This window comes from Paenibacillus sp. FSL H7-0943 (genome assembly GCF_037963265.1).
GTDB lineage: Bacteria > Bacillota > Bacilli > Paenibacillales > Paenibacillaceae > Paenibacillus_AQ > Paenibacillus_AQ odorifer.
This window is the reverse complement of record NZ_CP150148.1, coordinates 2,244,358-2,268,555: the sequence shown is the minus strand read 5'-3', so window position 1 is coordinate 2,268,555 and position 24,198 is coordinate 2,244,358. Positions and strand designations below refer to the sequence as shown.

The following is a 24,198-nucleotide window of genomic DNA, read 5'->3' as shown; positions in this document are numbered from 1 at the left end:
GGGCATTTTTGCATTTTTTATAAGAATCTAAAACTTAATTAAGCTTCAACATCCTATCGATAATCACTGCTGCTTGAGCACGGTTGGCAATGTTTTTAGGACCGAAGGTATCCGCAGTCAGACCTTGCACAATACCTTCCTGAGTTAGTAATGCCACCGCTTCTTTACCGTAAGCAGCGATTGTAGCCTGATCTTTAAAGTTAGCCAAAGCGGCATTTGTATCACTTACCGACTTGCCTTTAAATTTCTTAAGTGCATTGGATACAATGATTGCCATTTCCTCGCGTGTAATCGCACGGTTAGGATCAAACTTTCCATTGCCTACACCGTTAATCAATCCGTTCTTGACCCCGGATGCAATGTATCCGTAAGACCAGTCAGTAGCTTTCACGTCACTGAAGGCAGCGGATGATTTCACATCAAGCAGATCAAAAGCTCGCACGATCATGGTAATAAACTCGGCACGCGTCACCTCTTTAAGCGGAGCAAAGGTATTATCGCTCACCCCTTGCAGAATCCCTTTTGCCGCCAGCTCTTTAATCGCCGATGCTGCCCACGCCACCTTACCTAGATCCGTGAAGTTAGAACCTATTGGGGCTGGTGTCGCAGACGGCTGCACAGTTGGAGTTGGAGCTGGCGTTGGTGTTGCAGACGGCTGCACGGTCGGTGCAGGTGTTGATGTTACAGATGGCTGCCACGGTGTCGAAGGTATTGTTGGCTCTTGTTCATTCACCCCGTTATCCATACCATCCTCTTCAGTCGCCGCTGGAGCGGCAGCATAGATTGAATTGGCAAGCAATCTGAATTGATTTTGCGGATGATATTTATTCATCAGATCATTCGCAAATAACGTCACATGAATGTTGTCTGTATTGTAAGTAAGCGCCAATACTTGGTCTTGTGCAGCCTCGTTATTCGGCCACCAGCCTGCTTTGAAAAAGTCAGCGCCTGATCCGTATTTCGCCAAGATCTCTGCGCCTTCAGGCACTTTTGTAATATAAGCCGCGGAAACCGTGTAGAGGTATTCGCTATCGGCATAAGGCGCTGTAATTACATTGTCCTGAGAGACCTCAGCCTTAAACAATCCCTCATGAGCATCTTCTTTGCCATCCTTATTGACCGGAGTTGAATAGTCCAGTCCAGGGAGGACCTTAAGCCCTTTAACAGTTTTCAGCATCGTTCTTCCATAACCGATAAACGGTTTACCTGTAGCAATCAGATTCGTTCCCGAATTGATTAGAACATCTGCTGCCACTGTATCCGTAGTTACGTTAAATCCAAGATCCTTCAGCATAAATGCAGTCGCTCCTGCAATAGCTACCTCAGGAGCCTTAAGCAATTTACCCGTTCTGTTCTCTGAAGCACTAAACGGCACAATATCCAGCAGATATTTAGACGATACCGTTCTAAGGTTGGATCTGGAAACAAGGAAACTTCCCTTCTCGTAACCCGTCCCCCCATTCTCCAGCAGTGTCACTGCCTTATGGTTGGCTAGCAGCTCATTCACAGCTTTTATCGCATCATTGTTGCTGTTTTTAATCACATAATTTTGCTCGAACGGAGATTGATCTAGATTCGTACTAGGGATCGTTACACTGCTAACCTGTTCTGTTTTCCCAGTGAATGCTCCAACAGAACGGCTAATATATCGGTCAAAACCACGCATAGCCGAGAAATTCTGTACCGTATCTGAATACATCTCATTAAAATCCGAGACATCTAGTCCATCATACAAGACAAGATTCGCATAACCTCTTTTGGCTTGATGCATATTCACCACATAGGTTCCAGCCGGATAGACTACAGAATCTACAGTTACACTGGCTGTTGTCCGTTCTACTTTCACATTGTTACGCAGTAGGTACTGAACCATTTTGTAGGTTTCCAGATCATTTTTTTGCAAATCTTTTGCAACCGGAAGAATGTAATACTCAGGGAAGAAATTCGTATTCTCATCTACCCCTGGACGTCCAATGGACTCATTCTGTGCATTGATTAGATAATCTTTAACAGCAGCATTAGTATTCTCATTTTGGATACCCCGTTTGAAGATTTCCAATTGATTCAGGAACAGTTCCTGCTTGTTGTTGATCACATAATCGGTTGCCCCCAAAGCCGCATAATAAAAGGCATCCAGTGAATCTTCATTCAATTCAGGCACTTCAATCGTATGCCCAAGTGCTCCTTGATGCATGGCATATACAGCTGTGTAGGCTGGTGAAGCATCATCCCAACCTGTTGCATTCGTTCCTTTATAGTTCGGATCCTGTTGTGTTTTTTCGTATTCTTCATAAGGGATATGGTAGGAATCATATTTAGTATTAGCAATTCCCGCCTTCCCCATGGCATTTGCTTGCTCAAGCATACTTGGCATTACAAGATCATATTCAATGTTAGGATCATGAGGTGGTGTGCAAGGCTCAATCAAGAAGCCACTTACAAATCCATGCATGTCCAAAAAGGTAAGCGGCGTCCACTTAGCAATTTGTGCAGTTACCGCTTGTGTCTCAGGCTGGGTCTGGTAAGAGTTGTCCCGATTTGGATCAAGCAGTGTTGAAGTTTGACGCGTGTTTAACGCGCGACCGTCAGGATTCTCTACATAATCAAGCAGGAAAATCACATGGTCAAGCGCTTCGTCGATGTTCAGAACTACCTTTTTCGGATTTCCATTCTCATCAGTGGTATCATAGGTGACAATTTGCTGTGTCATCAGCGTATCCAAAAACTTAATGATTACATCGACACCATTGGCTTCATCGGCATGAATGTTGTTCAACCAGATAGGTACCTTATAATCCTGCAGATCCCCGTCGTTAATTTTCTTTTGCAGGGCTTCAGGATCATTCATCATAAGCGGTAAGGTCTCGTTCAAATATTGATCTACTGAGGACTTATCCTTAGCAACAATAGAGAAATGAATGGCACGACCTTGAGATGATGTCCCAATTTGCTGATACTCTACATATCGATCATATTTATTATTGCTTTCAGCAGTAATCCTATCGATCGCTGGTTTAATCTCATCATATGTATGATAGGTTTCATATGGATTTAGTTTGACTTGCTGCTCTACCAGCACATCTCCAGCAGGTAATGTCCCGATTAGATTATAAATTCCCACTCGTTTGACGTACTCTGCACGTATACCCGTTAATGAAAGATTCTCTCCGTACAGCAAATCAAAATGAATTAAAGCCTTTACTTTTGAACCTGAGATCGGCTCATAGGTCACTGTTACGAAAGGATTACCTGAATAATCTTTCGCATCTTTATTCCATTTCTTCCACTCTGCCAGCGGCTTCATCTCTTCCGCCGTTCTGCCAAAATTCCAGATGATATCTTGAGGCGATGCCCCATCAGGAAGCTCTAAAGTCAATTCTAATGTTCTAGCTTCCGTCATAGAAGCTTTGTATACTTCTGTGGAAACTGTCGCCGCTATTTGTTCATAGACAGCAGTCGCTACCGTAGTTTGTTCTGAAGAAAGCACCGCTGGATCAGCTGTGTTCTCCGTAGAAACCGGAGCAACAACCGCCTGCGGGTTAATTTCGGTTGCAACTTCACCTGCATATGCAGCTGGAAGCAGACCCGACATCATAAGTGTAAAAGCTAGTAATAAAGATAGTATTCTCTTGGACATTTTTTACCTCCTATAATTTTGTCTACTTTCACCCTAAATTGAATGAATATACACTTATATGAATCTGTATTCATAACATAATATAGTATTCTATTAATTTTGGGAACAAAAATAATAGAAAAAATAATATTTTTATACGACTTGCCTAGGTAAGCGCATTCATTTTGTGCAAGAGTCCTACACTAACGCAACAAAAAAAGCGCCCGGATAACTGGGCGCTTTGAATTACAATAAATATATTAAACGGTTTCTGGAAAAGAAGCTTCACTTAACTCTTGTGCAGGTACAAGTTCACTGCTACCCTCTTGCTCTACAGGTGCGTTAACCAGCATATACACTCGGGACTCGTAAGGCCGTAATGCGACAGTCTCAATCGGCTCCGCAGGATCAACCTCATAGTTATGCAAGAGCAATTCACTAGTATCAAACTCCAAATCAAATGGAAGGTCAAACAGTGCTTCCTCTGCTGTCAGGTTAGACATGACCAGCAGTTTTTTATTTCCAAGCGTCCGCGTATAAGCATAAATACGTTCATCTTCAGGCAAAATGAGATCATATGTCCCGTAAACAGTAACGGGATTAGCAGCCCGAAGAGCGATAAGCTTTTTGTAATGATGATAGATGGAATAAGGGTCCTGCTTCGCCCGCTCCACATTGATTTCCGTATAATTCGGATTCACCTTCATCCATGGCTTGCCGCTGCTGAAACCAGCGTTTTCAGAGTCGCTCCATTGCATTGGTGTTCTAGAGTTGTCCCGACCGTTCTTCCAGATTACCTCCATGACTTCTTCATGTGATTTACCGGCTTCAGTCTCCAAACGATACAAGTTCTTCATCGCCACATCATCGTAATCATCCATTGATTCAAATCTTACATTGGTCATCCCAATTTCTTGACCTTGATAAATAAATGGTGTTCCCTGCATCAGGAAATACATCGTAGCCAACGATTTAGCTGACTCTTTCCAATACTGGCCATCATTTCCCCAAGTAGAAACTGAACGCGGCTGGTCGTGATTTTCGATGAACAATGCGTTCCAGCCTCTGCCCTCAAGACCTTTTTGCCAACGGGAGAGCGCTGATTTTAACTGCAGAACATCCAATCCACCTGTCACACTCTTATTCCAAAGAGCTAAATGCTCGAATTGAAAAATCATATTAAATTTGCCTTGCTCTTCACCCACCCACGACTCCGCCTGATCAACATTTACACCACTCGCTTCGCCAACTGTCATGATGTCATATCGGTCAAACGTCTCCTGCTTGAGCTCCTGCAAGAAATCGTGAATCCCTTCACGGTTCATGTGCCCATCGCCAGACGGAACATACGGAAGATTCTGTGGATTCGGCAGATCGGGATGTCCGGTGATTTTTTTAATATGTGAAATGGCATCCACCCGGAAGCCGTCGATTCCTTTGTCCAGCCACCAGTTGACCATGCTATACAATTCACGGCGCACCTCAGGATTCTCCCAGTTGAGGTCTGGCTGTCTTTTGGAAAATACATGCATAAAATATTGCTCTGTGGCGGGATCAAGCTCCCAAATCGAACCGCTGAAAATACTCTCCCAGTTATTCGGCTCCTTCCCGTCCTTAGGATCACTCCAAATATAATAATCCCGCTTCGGATTATCCTTGCTTGAACGTGCTTCAACAAACCATGGATGTTCGTCCGAAGTATGATTAATCACTAGATCCAGAATCAGCTTCATGCCTCGTGCATGAACCTCGTGCAGCAGCTGATCAAAGTCGGCCATGCTGCCGAACTCCGCCATAATATCCTGATAATCCGAAATATCATAACCATTATCATCATTTGGGGATTTATAAATAGGACAGATCCAAATGACATTGATGCCAAGCTCCTGCAAATAATCAAGTTTAGAAATGACTCCCTGCAGATCGCCTACACCGTCACCATTGCTGTCCATAAAGCTCCGTGGGTAAATTTGATACGCTGTGGCTTCTTTCCACCATGTTCTGTTCAATGCATGCAGCTCCTTCGTATTCATATACCCTTCACAGGAAAATATTTTCCCGAAATTCATTAGAATTAATAATTCAGTTATTGTTTTTAGCAAAAATTCAACTTTATCGTTCAAAACAAGCTTTTTTCAAGGAAATAATTTTCCTTCAGCGATCATTATAGGACCTTTTATTTCCTAGGTCAACAACAATCTTTTGGATTCTTGAAGCTATCCGTGATATGCTTGCGAGAGTTGAAACACCAAGTGAATCATATGGAAAGTTATGGTGATCTTCTTGAAGGTAAAGATAAAAGATATAGCCCAATTGGCGAACGTTTCGATCTCTACGGTGTCCAGGGTAATCAATAACAGCAAACCAGTTAACGATGATGTCCGTAAACGAGTACTGGAAGCTATTAAACAAACCAACTACCGTTCGAATGTCATCGGCCTTGAAACGGACAAAGCTAATACACAACTGATCGGTGTGATCATTCCGCAGAATAGCAACACTGTACTGGATGACTTCAATGTTGGCATTCGCGATCTCGCGGATTTGTATGGATACGACATTATGGTCGGATTAACGGACGGCAGTGCAGAAAGTGAACAACATTATTTGAAGATGTTCCAGCGGATGGGGACAGAAGGAAATATATTTGTGGGTTCTATTCCAAACCATGAACATTTGGAGATCATCCGCAGCTCAAATACACCTTGCGTGCTTGTCGGGCAACAATCGCAGGTGGATACGATTCCTTCCGTTCATCTGGACAATATAACTGCCTCTTATGAAGCTGTTACTTATCTGATTCAAAAAGGTCATCGCAAAATCGCTATGATTCGCGGCTCGGGAGATAATGCGGTGGGTGGGGATCGGTATAAAGGCTATCTACAAGCCCTTATGGATGCAGGCATAACCTTAAGAAAAGAATGGGTAGTAGAAAGTGCGATGGCCGTCGAAGATGGGAGCGACGCCATGCGCCGAATTATGGATAGCGGAGAGTTACCTACTGCGGTGTTTTGCTCTACAGATTGGATGGCAGTTGGAGCCATGAATCATTTAACCGATAACGGTCTACGGGTGCCAGCTGATGTTGCCGTGTTCGGATTTGATAACAGCTTCATTGCCTCTATCGTTCGACCTAAGCTTTCCTCGGTTGAATACTCAGGAACGGAGATTGGGATGACCGCCACCCGAACCTTAATCAAGCTGATTAAAGGGGAGACCGTTGTGCCGCATCATGCAAATGTGGCTCATTATTTGGCTATTCGGGAAAGTACGGGTTAGGAGCTGTGGAACTCCTAGCCCATTTTTATACAGATGATGTTATTGATGTTATTGTGTGAATCCTACTTTGGCTCGTTCACGCGTTTTGGTATCTAGAGAGATAGAACAGATCGAGCTGATTGGAATATAAAACTCTTCAAAATCCGTCCGATATTTGACGAACTTTTCACTTACCGTTTCCAGCACTCCTTTTGTAGCGTTGGAGCCATCCACAAAATAGATTGTTACCTCTTTTCCCTGCAAAACCTCCAGCATAGCCTTCTTCACTCCTTCGTCTTAGAGATTTGTGATGACCTTATCGATAATTCCGTATTCAACCGCCTCATCGGCTGACATGAAATAATCTCGATCCATATCTTGCAGTACCTTCTCTACCGTCTGCCCAGTTCGGTCCGCTGTAATTTGCACAAGCACTTCCCTTGCCTTCAAAATACGTTTGGCACTGATCGCAATGTCACTAGCTTGCCCCTGCGCCCCACCATGCGGCTGATGAATCATAATCTCGCTATTCGGCAAGGCATAACGTTTCCCTTTGGCCCCAGCCAATAACAACAAAGAACCAAAAGAAGCCGCCATTCCTGTACAAATGGTATTCACCGGCGGCTTAATAAGTTGCATCGTGTCATAAATACTGAAGCCTGCGGTGATAGATCCACCTGGACAATTAATATACATGTGTATATCTTTATCCGGATCTTCTGCTGATAAAAACAATAACTGGGCAACAATACTGTTAGCCAGCTGATCCTCAATTTCCGCACCTACGAACACTATCCGGTCCTTCAACAGCCGCGAATAAATATCGTAAGATCTTTCACCTTGATTCGTTTGTTCGACTACATAAGGAACGTACGCCATCCGTATTCGACCTCCATCTGTTTTAGAGTTTTGAAATCTACCCTGTAAACGGATTAGTATGGGGATAGGATACGTTAGGCGTGAGAATTTTTATTTTTTAAAATTGCGTATCTTAATTTCCTACTCATTCGTTTATTATTAGAAGTAATCGAAATTACCTTACTGGAAAAGGAGTTATGCAGAGTGATCATCCTTGAGAAGCTTAGCACCGGAGATGCGCCGGATGAAAGTAACACCAGGTCTTTGCAGATAGCTCTGAAGCGATATTGTCTTGCATTGACACAATCCCCGTGGGATGCCGATGATTTAGCTCAGGATACATGGGTCAAGGCCCTAGGTTATATGAAGACTTCGGACTCAACGAGCGCAAATAATGGGAACAGTTCAATGAATGAAGTTAAACAAAATAAAGAAACCATTGAAAATGATAAAGCTAATGAAGCTAATAGAGCTAATCAAAAACTTGAAACTAATCAAACTAATCAAACTAATCAAATGAACTATATGGTTTCTACGGCTGCAACGGCTGCTAATACTGCAATGTCAGCCAAGGCTGTAACGCCATCTAAGACTGCAACGGCTGCTAATACTGCAACGTCTGCAAAGGCTGTAACGCCATCTAAGACTGCAACGTCTACTAATACTGCAACGTCTACTAATACTGCAACGTCTACTAAGACTGCACCGTCTACAAAATCTGCAATGCATTCTACGATTCCTACAAATTCTACTCATCATACAAGTTCTACAAATCACCCAAATCCTGAGGCATTGCTTTTTCGGATTGCCCGAAACACATGGATTGATATCATGCGGCGTAAAGCCACCTTGTCACGAGTGTTGGAGCTGGATCAGTCCCCCACTGAGGCCTCTGCGGAGTATGGTTCATTTGAGATTGAAGCTGCTTTTCAAGCACTACAGGAGTATTTATCTCCGCTGCAGCAGGCGGTGTTCCTGCTTCGAGATGTGTTGGGACACTCTGCAATGGAAGCTGCCGAGATTCTCGATACCACAGAAGGGGCAATAAAAGCCGCTCTGCACCGAGCCCGGCAAGCCCTTCCTCTCGTAAGACAAGAGCTGCTTCAGGCCGATGGTCCTTCCTTACCACAGGACACAGCCATGCAGATCGTCTTGAGCCGCCTTGCAGCCGCGTATGAACATGGGGAAATTGACGAGCTGATCGAGCTTGTATTTGCGGACGAAAGCCAGGAACCTGTAATGGCGGTATCGAGCCAAAGCTTGCAAGGCTTCCAGACCTTCCAAGCTGGTGGATTCAGTTCAAACAGCTGGAACTATACCACGCCAGGAATGTGTATGGTGGCGTAGTTTTTCGTTAAGCTGGATCTCGGGCAGCTAAGTGTCTCGTTACGTTAAAAACGAACAGATATGATTGTGATTAGTGCGCTTAATATGTAATTAACATTTGGGCTGTTTGTGGTAACTAGCTACAAACGTTGCATATTGTGCAACAGAATCCGCCGTCCTGGCCGCAAAAATTGAATCTGCTGCACTCTCTGCAATAGATTCTAGTGAAAAGTTAGTTTAATGCCACTTGCTCATCCATTGATTGTATAGAGTGCAATAGGATCAAATTTTCTCCACTCTAATACGAATTCTATTGCACGAGGTACAATCAAACTAACTCTTTCCCTTTAGTCCAATTTGTATCACTCAAAACTCAATACATTGCTGCTGATCTGGCTGATCCCGCTGCTTATCTACAATGAGTCAGAAGCTTTATATAAACCAATAAACAGTCGTTTTAATAACCATTAATAGCAATCAAGGAGTGAGGTTGATGAGGAAGATTCTTATTTTAGGCGGCACACGCTTTTTTGGAAAACGTTTGGTCGAGCGTCTGCTTGAGGATTCTAAGAACGAAGTAACCATATTAACGCGCGGGGAAACAAGCGATCCTTTTGGCGATCTCGTTCACCGGATACAGGTAGATCGGTCTCAACCGGAGGCCTTCGCTCAAGCATTAGGTGATACGAGTTGGGATGTGGTTTACGATAATATTTGTTTTTCACCTGATGAAGCGGATCAGGCGCGCCGTATTTTTGACGGCAAAACCACGCGTTACATACTGACTTCAAGTTTATCTGTCTATGATTTCAGTGAGCAAGCGCTGACAGAAGAGATATTCGATCCTGAAACGTACCCAATTCGTTATGGAGGACGAAAGGATTTCACCTATCAGGAGGGGAAAAGACTGGCGGAAGCCGTCCTTATCCAACAAGCTACGTTCCCGGTAGCCGCTGTCCGCTTTCCGATTGTTCTGGGAACTGACGATTATACACGAAGACTCCATTTTCATATTGAACATGTACGTAACGAACTGCCCATCGGGATTCCGAATCCAGATGCAAATATCTGTTTTATCCGTTCGGACGAAGCCGCTGATTTTCTATATTGGCTCGGCAACTCGATGGTGACGGGTCCTCTCAACGCTTGCTCAGACGGTACCGTTAGTATTAAAGACCTTATCTCGCTGATTGAAAAAGAGACCGGAAAACAAGCCGTCATTCAAAGCGAAACAGCGGATGCGCATAATTCTCCATTCGGGATCACACAATCCTGGTTTATGGATACAGCTAAAGCTCAATCGGAGGGATACAAGTTTCTCACTCTAAGCGACTGGCTCCCAGAGTTAGTTAGCACCCTAAATCAAACGTACGAGGACTAATTACTAACTATGTTACTACGATAAAAAGCTGGCTTTTCGTGGACAACTCCCACGAATGAGCCAGCTTCTTCATGTAACCAAACACAATTATACGTTGAGTTAATTGCACTCTATACAACTATTTTCAGGTATGTGCACTCCCATCTGGTTTTAGTTGTATTTCATGCAATTATATCCCCACCAAACCACCGTTATCGTCATTTCGCCTCTAAATAACTGCACTAAATACAACTAAACCCTAATCAAGCTAAATACAAACTTTTTTAGTTGTATAAAATACACTTAAAATCAAAACGGCAGGTAGAACCTCACTAAGCGCTAAACTTTAGCCTCTCATCTCTAAACTCTACTCACTACTCCCTACTCACTACTCTCTACTCCCTACTCCCTACTCCCTACTCCCTACTCCCTACTCCCTACTCCCTACTCCCTACTCTTTTCTCTACTCTCTACTCCACCTTACGCTACTAATGCTAATTCCCGCTGAGCTAAGCAGAGATTGTCAGATAAGACCCCTCTTTAGAACCGTCTGCATTTGGTGTACCACCATCATTTGGAGTACCGCCATCATCTGGAGGATCACCAGCACCTAATGTATCATCTCCTAATGCGTCTCCTAATGCGTCTCCTAATGTGTCCCCGGCTTCTGGATTGCCAGCATGGTTTGTATCCCTGTCACCTTCATATCTGACCCCATCGTCCCCATCCGAATCAATCTTAAAAATGTTGATTTCTTTGAATAAATTCTGCGAAATTTCATTAATCTCAATGGCTTGACGGGCTATATCACGGATTGCATGATCCTGCTGTACGCTGGAGGCGTTCACTTCTTGCACCCCTGCTGCAGTTTCCTCGGCGATGGCCGCGACGGCATGAACAGACTCCGCGAGTCTACGGTTCATAGTCTGAGTCATATCCACTTTGTCGTGAATTTGCCCAATCTGTTTACTAATCTCCACAATAGAATGATCAATCGCTTCAAAAGAGGACAACGTTTCGGCCACTTTATGATCCTGTTCCTCAAGATTTCCTTTGGTCACCAGCATATATTGCTGGAATTCATCCATCCCGGATTGCAGCTCGCTAATAATCTGACTGATATGTACGGAGGACTCTTTGGTCTGCACAGATAATTGTCTTACTTCATCAGCGATGACAGCGAACCCTTTTCCGTAGGCACCTGCCCGGGCTGCTTCAATTGCTGCGTTAAGTGAGAGGATATTGGTCTGATTAGAAATATCTGTTATGGATTTAGTGATGCGCGAGATGTCCTTTGATTGATCACTCAGTTTGGTTAAAGCCAGATATACTTTATTAACAGATTCTCGCGAATGCTCAGACACCTCCCGGAGGGCGATGACGGATTCAGATCCTTTGCGAGTATTGTGATTAGCCGTTTGACTGGTAGCCAGCATAACCTCGGTATACTCCGTGATCTCATTCACTTCACGTTCCAGCTCCTGAATCAGGCCAGCGCTCTGCTCAGATTGTCCTGCCTGCTGTTCTGCGCCTACCGAGATTTCCTGTATAGTGCTTACGATATCTTGATTCGTATGCGCCGTTATAGATGAAGATTCTTGAAAAGAATGCGAATAAGTTGCCAGCGAAGAGGCTACTGACTGGGTATGCTGAAGCATTTCCCGGACCCGCTCCACCATATGATCAAAATGATGACTCAAACTGCCCAACTCATCGTTGTAAGGTGAATTAATCTGCTGACGCAAATCTCCTTCGGCAATTTTTCGCAGAGCCACTTGCAGTTTATGAATAGGATTCAGGAAGGAACGTATGAGCATAACCGCAATCACTAATGTGAAAATAAACACTAGCACAGCTGCGTAAGCAACTATAGAGGTGGTCAGATTAAGCAGATCAAAAGAATAATCCTGTGCTTTTTCTGCATTTTCTGCTGCTGCCGTATACAACTTTTCATTAGTCACTAGCATGACTTCACTCAACGCTGTAGCCTTCGTATGTAATTCATCGATTTGTTCCAGCACACTCATGGGATCAAGCTGCTCGTCTTCTATGGTCTTTACCAATTCGTCAAAATATCCCGTATATTCCCCAATCTGACTATGTAATTGTTCTAACTCTTTAAATGCCGGCGAATCTGCCGCAAAATTCACCGTCGCCAACTCTTTAGTCAGCTTTGTTTGCTTGTCCTTAAAAGGTTGGACGAATTCCAAATCACTCGAACCCGCTAACGAAGATTCTACCGCATTCATTTCCTGCAGCAGTTGCGTAATTATAGACACGGTAATTCGTTTTTCCATCTCAGCTTTTTGCGTTTCCATAGAAATCTCCACTTGGCTGATTTTATGGTTTTGATAAAACGCTACTCCCAAAAAGAAAAGAACAACGGCGGAAAAACTCAAAATCAACTTCCATTTCATAGTTAGATGCATAGACCTAGCTTTCAACAATATCATCCTCCGTATAAAGCCTCATATTGCAATAGGTACATTCTACCAATATCTTGATTGTAGAAGCTGGACGTTAAATACTGGACAATGTTTTGTATGAGAAATGTAAATTATCTCGAATACCCAATCATTAATTCTCCTTGCAATTGACGTAACGTTAAATGCTAAAATAATCCACATAAGGCGCCTTATCAAACTATGAAATGGGAGTTGTCTATGAGCGGATTTGTTACCATTGATAAGCTTTCTGCGCAATTCGGACTGACGAGTCGGACTCTGCGTCACTGGGAAGCTCAAGGATTGTTTGAAAGTAAGCGGGACAGCAGCTCTGGCTGGCGGATTTATGATGAGAAAGCAATACTCGCCATTCGGGTTACCTCATTATTAAGAAAGCTGGATATTAGCATCAAGGATATTGGAACCGTGCTTAAAAATATGTCCGTTCAGTCCATGTACGAAGCGCTCAGCCAGCAAGCGGCTTCTATTCACAATCAAAAAACAGAACTAACAAATAGAGAAGGTGAAATCCATCTCTTTTTACAGTGGATATCCGCCCATCTCGAGGAACCCATTACAAATCAATTATTATCTGAACTAAACGAAAAGTCATGCAGTCCATCGGATGGTATGACTAAAACTGAGGAGGTTATATCTATGCCAACTATTAATCACTCTACCCCTATTCATGTAAGATTCATTACTCTCCCAGCTATGAGATTTGCCTACAATGTTGCGGTTAGTACCTCTCCAGAAGATGAAGCTATGATTCCAGTTAATGATTGGCTGGACGCTAGTCAACTATTAGGCACAGCACGGCTGTTTGGCGGCAATACGAACCCGCATCCAAGTGGTGAGAATAAACCTTATGGATATGGATTCTGTGCCTCAATTCCGGAAAATGTGAAGATACCAGCTCATCTAAAGGAAATGCGGCTCGACGGCGGCCTCTATGCTCTGACAGAAAGCACTGATGATATCTACGGCTCATGGCAAGCCCTAATGGGGTATCTGGATACTCATCCTGATTATCAAGCGGATCAAAATTCCAGATTATGTCTGGAGGAGCATATCCGTAACGATAGTCCCAAAGGTAGCGGAAATGAGTATGCCCTAAATCTACTCGAACCTGTAAAAAAGAGAGTTCACGCGCTTGCGTAAACGAGCGAGCCATAGATAAACGTTTCTCATCTAAAAAAAACGCTCTCTTCTGCTTATTCGGGCAGACGGAGAGCGTTTTGTTGTATATTGCTTCTATTGATTTATTCCCTACGCAGACACAGCTGGAGTAATTTTCACAAAAATAAATCGTGTAAGCGGCCCAACTAAAATGATTTGCAGTGGAAGTGCAAAAATAAAATTTTTACCTATGGCAGACAGATAAGCTCTTGGTAGCTCAGCAGAAAATCCAACATGGAGAACTGCGCCATAGAAGGACATGAACAATACCATTCCGGTCACCATAAAAAAGGATATGAACATGATTTTTTTGATCATCGGATCATTTTCTTTAACCAGCTTATGCGCGATCCCCTTCGCAACCTTGCCTACAACAAACACATCTAGAATGAGTGCAACTATAAATGCAGGCAAGTAGCCGACAATCACATCCTTAACTAACGTGCCTGACCAACCCTCCATTAGTGCTACATTGTAAATACTCATCCCCAGCACCATCAAAAAACACATGATGAACGTAAATAAAAATGCCTCTTTTTTGTTTCTTCCCATCTTCAAGCTCCTTTTATCTCTATATTGTCAACTTGGATTACAATAACACAAATCCTCAAATCAAGTCAACCAAGTTGACAATAATCGCAAATGACTTATACTGGGATAAACGAGCCATCATTTAGGAGTGTTCTAATGAATAAGCAGCTGCAAAAAATGAACCTGATTGATTTACTCAGTGAGAAGCATCTAGCTTTACGTAAAATAGTGACAGACAAAGACCCGGATCAAATCAATAAGACCGAATCCCACATTCTTGCAGTTCTTGAGGCCCGAGAAATGTTATCGATCTCAGAAATCAGTAGAATAATTCATATTTCAAGACAGGGCACGCATAAAAGCATTCAAGGCATGTTATCCCGTGGTTATGTCCAAGCCGTTGAAGTCGAAGGAAATCAGCGTGACAAAAATATTGTCCTCACTCCAAAGGGTATAGAATGCAATAACAGAATGATGATCACCAAAATTGAATTAGAGCAGCAGATCGCTGCCAAGCTGGGAGTAACAAATGTAGAGCTTCTTAAATCTTTGCTAAAAGAAGATTGGCTCTAATCTCCAGCAAAAAAAAGCCGCAGAGCTGTCTACTCTGCGGCTTTAAAAAGATTGAATTATTTTCCGGGAAATTGTCGTTAATTAGCTTTCAAAGCACTGTTTGCCGCGCTCTCTCCACCTAGACGACCTGAGGTAAAGGAATAACCAATTCCGACCCCATTGCCCACATAGGTATCATTGAATAATACGCCTTCCGATTCAAGCCCTACAGCAAACAATCCTTTTACTGGTGTACGTTTATCATTTAGCACTTGGAACTTAGTGTTTACCAGCAAGCCACCCACAGAACCCAAGTTGTTGATTTCAGCGACGATGGCATAATACGGTCCTTCTTCGCCCATTGGCTCTAAATAATCAGCAGCTTTACCAAATTCAGTATCCACACCAGTTTTTGTAGCTTCTTTATAACTATTGTAATTTTCTACAAACACATCTACATCCATACCTGCATTTGTTGCTAATTCTTCGATTGTATTTCCTTTGAAGCCATCTCCGTTTTCTACCATAGAATCAAACACCTTTTCTGCATTTACCCATGGATTCTCTAACGTGAATTGATCTGCAAATTCGGCATAAAATTCTGGTGGCATTCCTGGCAGGCTTGGTGCGTTAACACCTTTCATCCCCTTGGACTGAAGAGCAGCCAATTGAGATTTTGATACGATAACCATATGATAAGCACCATTAAATGCACTCGTATTAGCTGCTGCGACCGATGTTAATGTAGCTGCTTCATCTCTGAAACGTGCTCCGGAAGAACCGACATTCATGAAGTTAGGCAGATACGTCAACATCAGCGGATAACTTGCTTCAAAAGGCTCATATTGTGCTTTTAGTCCTTGTGTTGCTCTGGCTAATGTTTGGTGCAGCATTTGTCCACCGAAGTTATCAGGAACCTTGGCTCCTGCTTCCCAAGCCATTTTCAGACCTTCCCCAACATTCTGACCTAGTCCTCCGTTAACCCCTTCAAAACCAAAAGCTTCTTTAACCATTTCCGAATTTGCGGCATAACCGCCTGTTGCCATTACGACACTTTTTGCTGTGATTTCAAGAGTAGTCCCGTCCGATTTCTCAGCCACAATACCTGTAACTTCTCCTGCTTCATTGGTAATCAGCTTTGTGGCAGTGGTTTCGGTGATCACTTGTCCACCCTTTTGTTCAACCGATTCAGCCAACATTTTCCGAAGGGTCTCTTCCCGGGTTTCATAAGCTGGCAGCACATGCAGCTGCTCTCCGAAGAAGTTTAGGAAGCTGGTTTTATACCCTTTTTCTGCTAACCAATCATAAGTTTCGCCGGATTTCGTTACGTATTGTCTAATCGCTGCAGCGTCAACTCTCCAGTGATTGTTGACAATCCAATCGGCAATTTCTTTTTCCACATTTACTTTAAGATTATTGTCAGTAGCTGCGGAAGAATTATAGAACTTACCGGCCCAGGATAGATTACTTGCTCCCCCGATAACTCCTGTTTTTTCGATAATAATAACCTTGGCACCTTTATCAGCAGCGGTTACCGCTGCGGACACACCAGATGCACCGGCGCCTACTACCACTACGTCTGATTCAAGCTTTTCCGTTTTACCTTCACCTGCTTTTTGCACGCCACCGGCTTTAAGGACTTCCAGATTTCCTCCACCTTTGGTTACGGCATCTTCAACTGCCGCGAGCATTGCTTCACTGGAAAGACTCGCACCACTAACAGCATCTACTGCCAAGGTTTGTCCTTCCAGAATTTGATCTTTTATTTTTTCAAGTGCATTATCGCCTAGACCACCCGTTTCTGACTGGCTTACGATCTTAATATCTTTAATTTTATCTGGCTCATCCATAGTGACTTCTACTTTAATCACGCCCTCTTTGCCTTCCGCTTCCCCTGCGAATGTACCGGCTTTAAAAGATGATGATGACGAATTTGCCGACTCCCCATTTCCTTTGCATCCGCTCAACATGGAAACGATCAGCACCATACAAAAAGTTAACATGAGCATTTTCTTGGTGAAATTTCTGTTGCGCATTCTCTTCTCCCCCAGTATCTAATATCTTATAGCTCGCCAATAACGTGATATTTTTCACATTCATATCTATACATATCTACCGAACGTTGCCAAGCTATATACCGAAGTATAAACATTGGTGCAGCACCAAGGTCAATGTCCAATTCTTGTCCAAAAAGAAAAAACACCCGCTCTTAGAGCAGGTGTTTATAAAAATAAACTTATACAATTGGAATATTCACTTCCAAATATGAGCGGTTATTGCCTTCTATTTTTTCAGTAAGCATTAATTTACCCACCACATCACCCGCTATGGTATAACCATTTGCTTCGATGTAATCTATCATAAACTGCAAAGATTTCTTCGTGATATAATGTCCATCCGTAGATAACATGATAGCAGAGATACAGGTACTCGGGCTAATGTACTCTACATATTCATCGATATCCATTGCAAATTTCTGCACTTCCTCCTCGGGTAAGGTAAGCCCCCAGCTATAGTCAAAGTTATTATCACCGGATAACACCCCCGCGTCCTCAATCTTAAAAGAATAAAACGCATAAGGAAGCCTATCCATCCAAGTGTTGACGAGGCTTTTTACGATATCATTTTTTAATAATGCATTTTTATCCGTTTGCTTAAGCCTGTACATGCCTGGCAGTTGTTTAAGTTTACATATATATAATGAGGACTCTATTTCCTTAAGCTCTTTATGAATTTCATTCATCTTGTTTAGCAGCATCGTCTTTTGCTTAATCTCTTCTTCTAAACTCTGCTGAGACTGCTGCATCAATCCCATAACTTGCTCAATAGAGGAATCCTTCATCAGAAGTGCCACTTCGGGCAATGGAATTTCCATACTGCGATACCATCTGCTCATTAACAGATCCCTTGCATCTAAATCATTAAAATATCTATAATTATTGCTGTTATCTTTTGTAGGCCTAACAATATCATGTTTCTCGTATAATCTCAGCGTATCCGCAGTTACCCCGAGAATGGAAGCAAATTCACCTATGCAATACTTCACTTGAAGTCCCTCCATTCATTTCATGCATATCCTACCACACTAAATGATAAAGAGAAGGATGCTGTTTGGATATGAAGTAACTCATTTCATACTCAGGGTGTACATGCTAACTACGCTAGCGCAAGTAAGTGAACTAACATAAATCCAACTAAAGATAACATGACCGAACCTATAAGTCCCGCTGCAAAAGACTTCATTCCAAGCCGTCTAAATGCCGCCAAATCAACGTTTAATCCAAGCCCTGCCATCGCCATAGCGATTAACATATAAGCAATCGTAACGATCCCATTGGCTACTGATGCGGAGACGATTCCTAACGAATTCACACCACTGACAACTAGAAATCCTAGAATAAACCAAGGGATTGGAATGCTTTTCCACGAAGCTTTTGCCGCTCCACCTTGCACTTTTCTTTCTTCACGATTGGACCAAATCCCAATTAAAATAGCCACCGGCACAAGTAAAGCCACCCGGGTTAATTTAACGATGACCGCCATATCAAGGGCAGCATTTCCACCAGCATCCGCAGCCGCGATAACGTGAGCAATTTCATGTAAAGTCGCTCCTGAGAATACCCCATAACCTAAATCTGATAAGCCGAGAAAAGGATATAAAAATGTGTACAGCAGTGTAAATATTGTGCCTAATATAGCTACTATAGCTGCACCAATGGCAGTTTCGTCATCTTTGGCTTTTATCTGTGGAGCGATGGCAACCACCGCTGCCGCACCGCAAATCGCAGTTCCGCAGGCAGTTAAGATACTGAGGCGCTTATCTACTTTGAACAGTCGTGCCAGCCCGTATACAACGGAGATCGCAAATATAATGACGATGACTGCCAAAAGAAATACCCGGGGTCCTGCCGCAACGATATCCTTTAGATTAAGCCGCATACCGAGCAAGATAATCCCAAGACGAAGCAGTTTTTTACTGGAAAAATCGGTGCCATGTGTGATGCTATTTGGCACTCCTATCGTAGCTCGCCAAATAATCCCGATTAAGATGGCAATGACCAATTGCCCCATAATAGATAGGAATGGAAAACCCGCTAAAAATTTCGCCAATAATGCGATAACTAAGGTTAGCCCTATCCCTAATGCAAACCCAACCTTTTTGTTGTGATCTGGTTGATACAAACCTTCTGATTGACCCATGTCGTATACACTCCTTGATGAATCTCTAGATGATGCTGTATAAATACATCCCATGACTCAACAATAATACGACACCGCCCGGAAGTTAAATACCAATATCCTATCCGTAAGATTAGGAATACTTATGCTTAATTTTAGACAAAAAAGCTCCTTCGAGTGAAACATAAATGCCGTAGCATCTGCCTCACCAAAGGAGCAATTATAATCGTTAGTGATATTTAAGCTTCCAGCTTCTGTAGTCGAGTCCCTTTTGGAAGTACAGAAGTTATATATTCGTGTACCGGATGTTGCCCTTCCTCTTCCGCAAGTACAGTTACAATTCCTTGATCTGTACCGGTTCGAATCAGCCGCCCCATCCCTTGTTTGAGTCTTAACAGCATGTAAGGCAAATCCACATCTTCAAAGGGAGTGGAGGTTTCCGCCCGTTTTGCCATAAACACTGGATCAAGCGGAGGATACGGCAGCGACCATATGATCACATTAGATAATGAAGGTCCAGGAATGTCCAGCCCTTCCCATAAGGTGACCGCACATAACACGCTATGCTCATCCCGTTGGAACGCCGAAATTAAATAGCTGATTTCTTGATCCCCTTCATATAAAAATGAATATGAACTGCTTTCCGGTCTTAACGAGTTAAGCTGCTTGAACTGCAGAAGCTCTTCACGAGTACGGAACAGTAGCAGTGCTCTACCTTCAGTCCGCTGAATAAGCTTCAGGGAAATTTCCATTTTCTCAGCAAAATCCCCACTCTGAAGCTCTGGCACATAGACATTCATCTGGTGCTCATAGTCATAAGGTGAGTCTACAGAGAAGGATAAAAAATCTTGTATCCCAAGACTGTCCTTCAAGTATTGGAATGATTTATCCACAGACAATGTAGCCGATGAGAATACGATTGGCATTTTTTGCGTGAACAGACTGTCTTGAAGTACCTCTTTGACATTTCGTGGCATGACCGACAGCGTTAGACCATCGCTTTCTTCTGTCGCCCAGCAGATTAGAGCCCCTGAATCCTCAAACAATCGCAAAGCGATTTCTATGGTCTCCAAACGTTCCTCCACAATTCGCAGTTGATATTCATCAATCGTGTAGAGTCCGCTTTCGAATACTAATTCTTCTTCGATAGCAGCAATTACACTCCTCATCCGGTGTACCTCACGAATCAATGAAGCATTCAGCGCAATGCTTTTCCGATCTGATCCCGGTATGTTTCGGCATTGACGGCGAATCGCTTTGAACATTTGCTCACTTTGCATGATCGCTTCATCAATCAGAACCGCCAGCGTTTCACGGATTTCATTCTGTAGCAGGCGAGAAATCAATTCTTCAAAGACGACATGCTTCATCTTATAGCCAAGCGCCTTCATGGCCGCTGATTCTAATAAATGTCCTTCATCGAATACAACCGCACAGTGATCCGGAAGCAAAGGGATTTGCCCTTCCCGCTTACGCGCTTCATAGGTCCAAATATGCTCCATGTAATAATCGTGGGAACAAATGATCAGATCACTTGATTTCCGGTAATGATCACGGGACAAGGTCTGCCCGCAGCGGTGACGCATATCGCAAGTAAAGCAGTCCTGAAACGTATCCCAGTTAATCTTGTTCCATTGTTCGTCATTCAGATCAGGGTAATCTCTGCGGTCTCCATAAGCATGGAATTGCTGCATCGGTGCATGTGAATGTACAAAATCAGGTAATGTACTGTACAAGCTCTCCAGTGGTAAGCTTTCATCATCATGGTTCCGAGCCTGATCCAGCTTTTTCAGACACATATATTTATCCGGAGATTTCGCTAGTCTGGCATCAATATTCATGTTCAGATGCTTCGCAAGCTTGGCGATATCGCCTTCCGGTTTCACAAGCTGCTCAATCAAGGACTCGTCCGCACATGCAATAATCGCAGGTTTGCCCATATAACGCGCATAACAAATGCTATACAACAAATACACTAATGTCTTGCCTGTTCCGACCCCTGCTTCAGCAAAAATCGTCTTTTTCTCGGCAAAAGCCCGCTCTACCTGAAAGGCCATATATATCTGTTCATCACGTACTTCAAATCCAGCCTCAGGAAGAATTTCATAGAATACATCTCCGACCCATTCCCCTACTTGCTCCATAAAAGGTTTGGTCCGATCATATTCAAAAGGATACTGTTTCGCCAACAAGCCTACCTCCAATATTTGATCAGGCATCTCTACCATGCCATGAAAAATAGAATCAACGGAAAAACTCTATTATCTCATACGTTTGGAGGAATTACAAAAAATAATTAGAGACAACTAAAGATCTGATTAATAACGAAGATACTCATTTTCGTAAATATCACTAATCCTTTCCAAAACATTCCGGGCTTGATCCTTAAATTTCAAATCCGCAACCTGGCCTTTCCAAAGAAACACCCCCGTCTCCCCACGGTGTTCTCCCAGAGCACCCTCATACAATTGGTCGGCGCCGTGGGTAGGCGGAGAGAAAAACAGCTTCATCAACGGTTTAACTATTAGAGGCAGTCCAGAATTTTTTCCTTTTCGCAGCGTGTTATTGCTACCCGGATCAACACTGCGAATCATGATGCCCTCGTTAGCAAGCTGCGGCGCAGCGGCCTGTGTCCATAACGATAATGCCAGCTTTGAGGTGGCGTAAGGACCAAGCAGCTTGCGGAAGGTGGTGGGACGCTCCAGGATTTCAATCGTAAACTCTTTCGTAAACTTAAGCGCGGAGGATGAGGTGTTGATCACCGTTTTTAAGCGTCCTTTTTGTAGGATATCCTTCAATTCCATTAAAATAATATACGGCACAACGGTCATCAACTCATAGTGCTTTTCGCGCCCCTGTGTCGAATAGCTCAGTTCAGGGAAGCTCCCGCCGGCATTGTTGAACAAAATATCGATCCGCTGCTCCTTGCCTTTGATCTCTTCCAGTGTCCCTCTCAAGCTGGCAAAATCCGCGAGATCGGTTGTTTTATAAATACGAAGCCAGCCGTTTTTGATGGCTTTTTGGATGTTCTCATCATCGGCTGGAAAACCGGAACGGTTCAAAGCAACCACCTGCCAATCCTCCGCTAGCAATATTCGAGTTAATTCCAATCCAATCCCGGCGTTAGCGCCTGTAATCAATGCGATATTTTCACGTTGCTGTGTGCTCATTGTAAATCTCCTCCTGAATTCGGGATATCTTCTTCTTATAACGCACATTTTATTAATTGGAGTCGACTCCAAGTCAAGGCGTAATAAAAAGATTTTGTCCCAGAGATAAGGTCTTGACTTGGAGTCAGCTCCAAGTTGTATAATGCACACACAAAGCAATCTCCAGGAGGTACAGTATGAAGGCAGAGCAAACGTTTACGATAAAAGAAACCGCCGTGCAAACCGGAATATCCGAGGATACAATCCGCTATTACGAAAAGATCGCGCTGCTTCCCCGGGCAGACCGGAAGGACAACGGACACCGCGTTTACCGGCAGGAAGACATAGATACAATCCTGCTGCTATCCTGCCTCAAAAAAACAGGCATGCCCTTGCAGGAAATGCAGCCATTTTTGGCGGTCTCCGCCGACGCTGATCCCGCGGATTATCCTGAACTGGTGGAGCATTTAAGAAACCATCGAGAAAACATCGTCAGCCAAATCTCCTCGCTGCAGCAGGTTGTCGATTTTATTGATATGAAGCTGGAACAAGGGAAATATCGCCGAGACTGCTCAGATAAAAGCGAGGACAAATCGAAATCAAAAAACATCTCCCCTGTTGAGATGAGTTATTTTTCTGGATCAGCAAAAATGAATAATTAATGAATTGGAGTTTTTAGGATGAAAGCAATGATCATAAAAAAATACGGGAATTCTCCTCTTCAACTAGCCGACATCCCAACACCCGCAGTGGGTGATTACGATGTATTGGCAGAGATCCACGCAGCAAGTATTAATCCTATCGATTTCAAAGTGCGGGATGGCAAAGTACGTACGCTGTTGAAATACAACATGCCCCTAGTTTTAGGAAATGATTTTTCAGGGATTGTCATCCAAGTAGGAAAGAATGTTAAAAAATTCAAGATAGGTGATGAGATTTACGGACGGCCCAGAAAAGATAGAATCGGAACCTTCGCAGAATATATCTCCGTACATGAAGAGGATATAGCGCTCAAACCTCACAATCTTTCCTTTGAGGAAGCTGCATCTTTCCCATTAGTCGGGCTTACTTCTTATCAAGCATTACATGATATATTACAGCTAACAGCAGGACAAAAGGTATTGATTCAAGCGGGAGCGGGCGGTGTTGGCACCTTTGCTATCCAACTTGCCAAAGCGATGGGGATATACGTGGCTACTACTACAAGCGATGCTGGAGCAGAATTGGTCAAGTCACTTGGAGCCGATCAAATTATCAATTATAAAACCGAAGCATTTGATAAGATTTTACAAAATTATGATGGAGTATTCGATACCATTGGCGGTGAAACATTAGAAAAAGCTTTTAAAACAGTCAAACAAGGAGGACAAATTGTATCGGTTTCAGGGTTGCCTAATGCACGCTTCGGAAAAGAGTATGGAGCTGGGTTCATAAAAACTAATATTTTTCGCTTGATTACCCGGAAGCTGAGCAAATTAGAGGCAAAACACAAGGTCAAATACAGCTTTCTGTTCATGAAACCAAGTGGCAGTCAATTAGAAATCATTTCAGAGCTTATTGAATCCGGACAAATAAAACCTGTTATTGATCAAGTGTTTCCTTTTGTAGAGGCGCAGAAAGCGATGGAGTATTCCGAATCGGGCAGAGCTAAAGGAAAGATCATATTAAAAATAAAGTGATACAACATTTAAATAAAACGGCAGTCTAAGACTTTATGCTTCTGTCTAGACTACCGTTTTTTACTTG

The 24,198-nt window shown here is 43.2% G+C and carries 18 protein-coding genes and 1 pseudogene; 8 read left to right on the top strand and 11 right to left on the bottom strand.

The features are described from left to right. Window positions 1–34 precede the first annotated feature (34 nt). Entirely contained in the window at window positions 35–3,637 is a 3,603-nt protein-coding gene (locus NSQ55_RS09710) for a M14 family metallopeptidase (RefSeq protein WP_339172858.1), read from the bottom strand. Between the two features lie 239 nt (window positions 3,638–3,876). Continuing rightward, a complete protein-coding gene (locus NSQ55_RS09705; RefSeq protein WP_081393972.1) occupies window positions 3,877–5,625 on the bottom strand; it encodes an alpha-glucosidase in 1,749 nt (582 codons plus the stop codon). A 274-nt stretch (window positions 5,626–5,899) separates the two neighbouring features. On the opposite strand from NSQ55_RS09705, the gene NSQ55_RS09700 reads away from it, so the two are divergent. Further along, the gene (locus NSQ55_RS09700) at window positions 5,900–6,895 is read left to right on the top strand and encodes a LacI family DNA-binding transcriptional regulator (RefSeq protein WP_256717185.1); all 996 of its coding nucleotides are present in this window, start codon (window positions 5,900–5,902) and stop codon (window positions 6,893–6,895) included. A gap of 48 nt (window positions 6,896–6,943) precedes the next feature. Here the strand turns inward: NSQ55_RS09700 and NSQ55_RS09695 are convergent, their stop codons facing one another. Both NSQ55_RS09695 and clpP read right to left on the bottom strand, forming a co-directional pair. Further along, entirely contained in the window at window positions 6,944–7,150 is a 207-nt protein-coding gene (locus NSQ55_RS09695) for a hypothetical protein (protein WP_076125006.1), read from the bottom strand. A 21-nt stretch (window positions 7,151–7,171) separates the two neighbouring features. Further along, the gene (gene clpP / locus NSQ55_RS09690; protein WP_036679301.1) at window positions 7,172–7,753 is read right to left on the bottom strand and encodes an ATP-dependent Clp endopeptidase proteolytic subunit ClpP; all 582 of its coding nucleotides are present in this window, start codon (window positions 7,751–7,753) and stop codon (window positions 7,172–7,174) included. A gap of 243 nt (window positions 7,754–7,996) precedes the next feature. Between clpP and NSQ55_RS09685 the strand changes: the two are divergent. From NSQ55_RS09685 to NSQ55_RS09675, 3 genes and pseudogenes are all read left to right on the top strand, one after another. Next, window positions 7,997–8,098 (top strand): annotated as a pseudogene (locus NSQ55_RS09685) (sigma factor); the annotation flags it as partial. Then, window positions 8,096–9,079, top strand: a complete 984-nt coding sequence (locus tag NSQ55_RS09680) for an RNA polymerase sigma factor (protein ID WP_339174465.1) — start codon at window positions 8,096–8,098, stop codon at window positions 9,077–9,079. The pseudogene NSQ55_RS09685 and the gene NSQ55_RS09680, both read left to right, overlap by 3 nt. A gap of 472 nt (window positions 9,080–9,551) precedes the next feature. Then, window positions 9,552–10,439, top strand: a complete 888-nt coding sequence (locus NSQ55_RS09675) for an NAD-dependent epimerase/dehydratase family protein (RefSeq protein WP_339172856.1) — start codon at window positions 9,552–9,554, stop codon at window positions 10,437–10,439. A 488-nt stretch (window positions 10,440–10,927) separates the two neighbouring features. On the opposite strand, the gene NSQ55_RS09670 is transcribed toward NSQ55_RS09675, so the two are convergent. Then, window positions 10,928–12,736, bottom strand: coding sequence for a methyl-accepting chemotaxis protein (locus NSQ55_RS09670; protein WP_339172855.1), 1,809 nt, complete (start codon window positions 12,734–12,736; stop codon window positions 10,928–10,930). 345 nt (window positions 12,737–13,081) lie between these two features. Here NSQ55_RS09670 and NSQ55_RS09665 point away from each other — a divergent pair, with 345 nt between their 5' ends. After that, window positions 13,082–14,023 carry a MerR family transcriptional regulator gene (locus NSQ55_RS09665; protein ID WP_339172852.1) on the top strand — a complete coding sequence of 314 codons (942 nt, stop codon included), beginning with the start codon at window positions 13,082–13,084 and terminating at the stop codon, window positions 14,021–14,023. Between the two features lie 108 nt (window positions 14,024–14,131). On the opposite strand, the gene NSQ55_RS09660 is transcribed toward NSQ55_RS09665, so the two are convergent. Continuing rightward, a complete protein-coding gene (locus tag NSQ55_RS09660; protein WP_076218537.1) occupies window positions 14,132–14,593 on the bottom strand; it encodes a DUF2798 domain-containing protein in 462 nt (153 codons plus the stop codon). A 135-nt stretch (window positions 14,594–14,728) separates the two neighbouring features. Here NSQ55_RS09660 and NSQ55_RS09655 point away from each other — a divergent pair, with 135 nt between their 5' ends. After that, entirely contained in the window at window positions 14,729–15,145 is a 417-nt protein-coding gene (locus NSQ55_RS09655; protein ID WP_076184313.1) for a helix-turn-helix domain-containing protein, read from the top strand. A 77-nt stretch (window positions 15,146–15,222) separates the two neighbouring features. Here the strand turns inward: NSQ55_RS09655 and NSQ55_RS09650 are convergent, their stop codons facing one another. The 5 genes from NSQ55_RS09650 to NSQ55_RS09630 all read right to left on the bottom strand — a co-directional run bounded on the left by NSQ55_RS09650 (window position 15,223) and on the right by NSQ55_RS09630 (window position 22,473). Beyond that, window positions 15,223–17,160, bottom strand: coding sequence for an FAD-dependent oxidoreductase (locus NSQ55_RS09650; RefSeq protein WP_339172848.1), 1,938 nt, complete (start codon window positions 17,158–17,160; stop codon window positions 15,223–15,225). A gap of 200 nt (window positions 17,161–17,360) precedes the next feature. Further along, window positions 17,361–18,170: a MerR family transcriptional regulator gene (locus tag NSQ55_RS09645; protein ID WP_076124994.1), complete on the bottom strand. Its 810-nt coding sequence runs from the start codon at window positions 18,168–18,170 to the stop codon at window positions 17,361–17,363. 110 nt (window positions 18,171–18,280) lie between these two features. Then, the gene (locus tag NSQ55_RS09640) at window positions 18,281–19,324 is read right to left on the bottom strand and encodes a YeiH family protein (RefSeq protein WP_339172845.1); all 1,044 of its coding nucleotides are present in this window, start codon (window positions 19,322–19,324) and stop codon (window positions 18,281–18,283) included. A 218-nt stretch (window positions 19,325–19,542) separates the two neighbouring features. Next, window positions 19,543–21,522 (bottom strand): ATP-dependent DNA helicase, encoded by a 1,980-nt coding sequence (locus tag NSQ55_RS09635; protein WP_076184363.1) that lies wholly within the window; start codon window positions 21,520–21,522, stop codon window positions 19,543–19,545. A gap of 99 nt (window positions 21,523–21,621) precedes the next feature. After that, entirely contained in the window at window positions 21,622–22,473 is an 852-nt protein-coding gene (locus NSQ55_RS09630) for an SDR family NAD(P)-dependent oxidoreductase (protein ID WP_339172840.1), read from the bottom strand. Between the two features lie 176 nt (window positions 22,474–22,649). Here NSQ55_RS09630 and NSQ55_RS09625 point away from each other — a divergent pair, with 176 nt between their 5' ends. Together NSQ55_RS09625 and NSQ55_RS09620 are read left to right on the top strand one after the other, a co-directional pair. Beyond that, complete coding sequence (locus NSQ55_RS09625) at window positions 22,650–23,114, top strand: MerR family transcriptional regulator (protein ID WP_076124989.1); 465 nt, start codon at window positions 22,650–22,652, stop codon at window positions 23,112–23,114. An 18-nt stretch (window positions 23,115–23,132) separates the two neighbouring features. Next, entirely contained in the window at window positions 23,133–24,131 is a 999-nt protein-coding gene (locus NSQ55_RS09620) for an NADP-dependent oxidoreductase (protein WP_339172838.1), read from the top strand. Window positions 24,132–24,198 lie beyond the last annotated feature (67 nt).

What these genes read in the sequence shown, in the direction of transcription:
- NSQ55_RS09655 (WP_076184313.1), top strand. Translation starts at nt 14,729, where the DNA reads ATGAATAAGCAGCTGCAAAAAATGAACCTGATTGATTTACTCAGTGAG.
- NSQ55_RS09660 (WP_076218537.1), bottom strand. Translation starts at nt 14,593, where the DNA reads ATGGGAAGAAACAAAAAAGAGGCATTTTTATTTACGTTCATCATGTGT.
- NSQ55_RS09650 (WP_339172848.1), bottom strand. Translation starts at nt 17,160, where the DNA reads ATGCGCAACAGAAATTTCACCAAGAAAATGCTCATGTTAACTTTTTGT.
- NSQ55_RS09665 (WP_339172852.1), top strand. Translation starts at nt 13,082, where the DNA reads ATGAGCGGATTTGTTACCATTGATAAGCTTTCTGCGCAATTCGGACTG.
- NSQ55_RS09680 (WP_339174465.1), top strand. Translation starts at nt 8,096, where the DNA reads ATGAAGACTTCGGACTCAACGAGCGCAAATAATGGGAACAGTTCAATG.
- NSQ55_RS09630 (WP_339172840.1), bottom strand. Translation starts at nt 22,473, where the DNA reads ATGAGCACACAGCAACGTGAAAATATCGCATTGATTACAGGCGCTAAC.
- NSQ55_RS09695 (WP_076125006.1), bottom strand. Translation starts at nt 7,150, where the DNA reads ATGCTGGAGGTTTTGCAGGGAAAAGAGGTAACAATCTATTTTGTGGAT.
- NSQ55_RS09625 (WP_076124989.1), top strand. Translation starts at nt 22,650, where the DNA reads ATGAAGGCAGAGCAAACGTTTACGATAAAAGAAACCGCCGTGCAAACC.
- NSQ55_RS09670 (WP_339172855.1), bottom strand. Translation starts at nt 12,736, where the DNA reads ATGGAAACGCAAAAAGCTGAGATGGAAAAACGAATTACCGTGTCTATA.
- clpP (WP_036679301.1), bottom strand. Translation starts at nt 7,753, where the DNA reads ATGGCGTACGTTCCTTATGTAGTCGAACAAACGAATCAAGGTGAAAGA.
- NSQ55_RS09620 (WP_339172838.1), top strand. Translation starts at nt 23,133, where the DNA reads ATGAAAGCAATGATCATAAAAAAATACGGGAATTCTCCTCTTCAACTA.
- NSQ55_RS09640 (WP_339172845.1), bottom strand. Translation starts at nt 19,324, where the DNA reads ATGGGTCAATCAGAAGGTTTGTATCAACCAGATCACAACAAAAAGGTT.
- NSQ55_RS09635 (WP_076184363.1), bottom strand. Translation starts at nt 21,522, where the DNA reads ATGCCTGATCAAATATTGGAGGTAGGCTTGTTGGCGAAACAGTATCCT.
- NSQ55_RS09710 (WP_339172858.1), bottom strand. Translation starts at nt 3,637, where the DNA reads ATGTCCAAGAGAATACTATCTTTATTACTAGCTTTTACACTTATGATG.
- NSQ55_RS09675 (WP_339172856.1), top strand. Translation starts at nt 9,552, where the DNA reads ATGAGGAAGATTCTTATTTTAGGCGGCACACGCTTTTTTGGAAAACGT.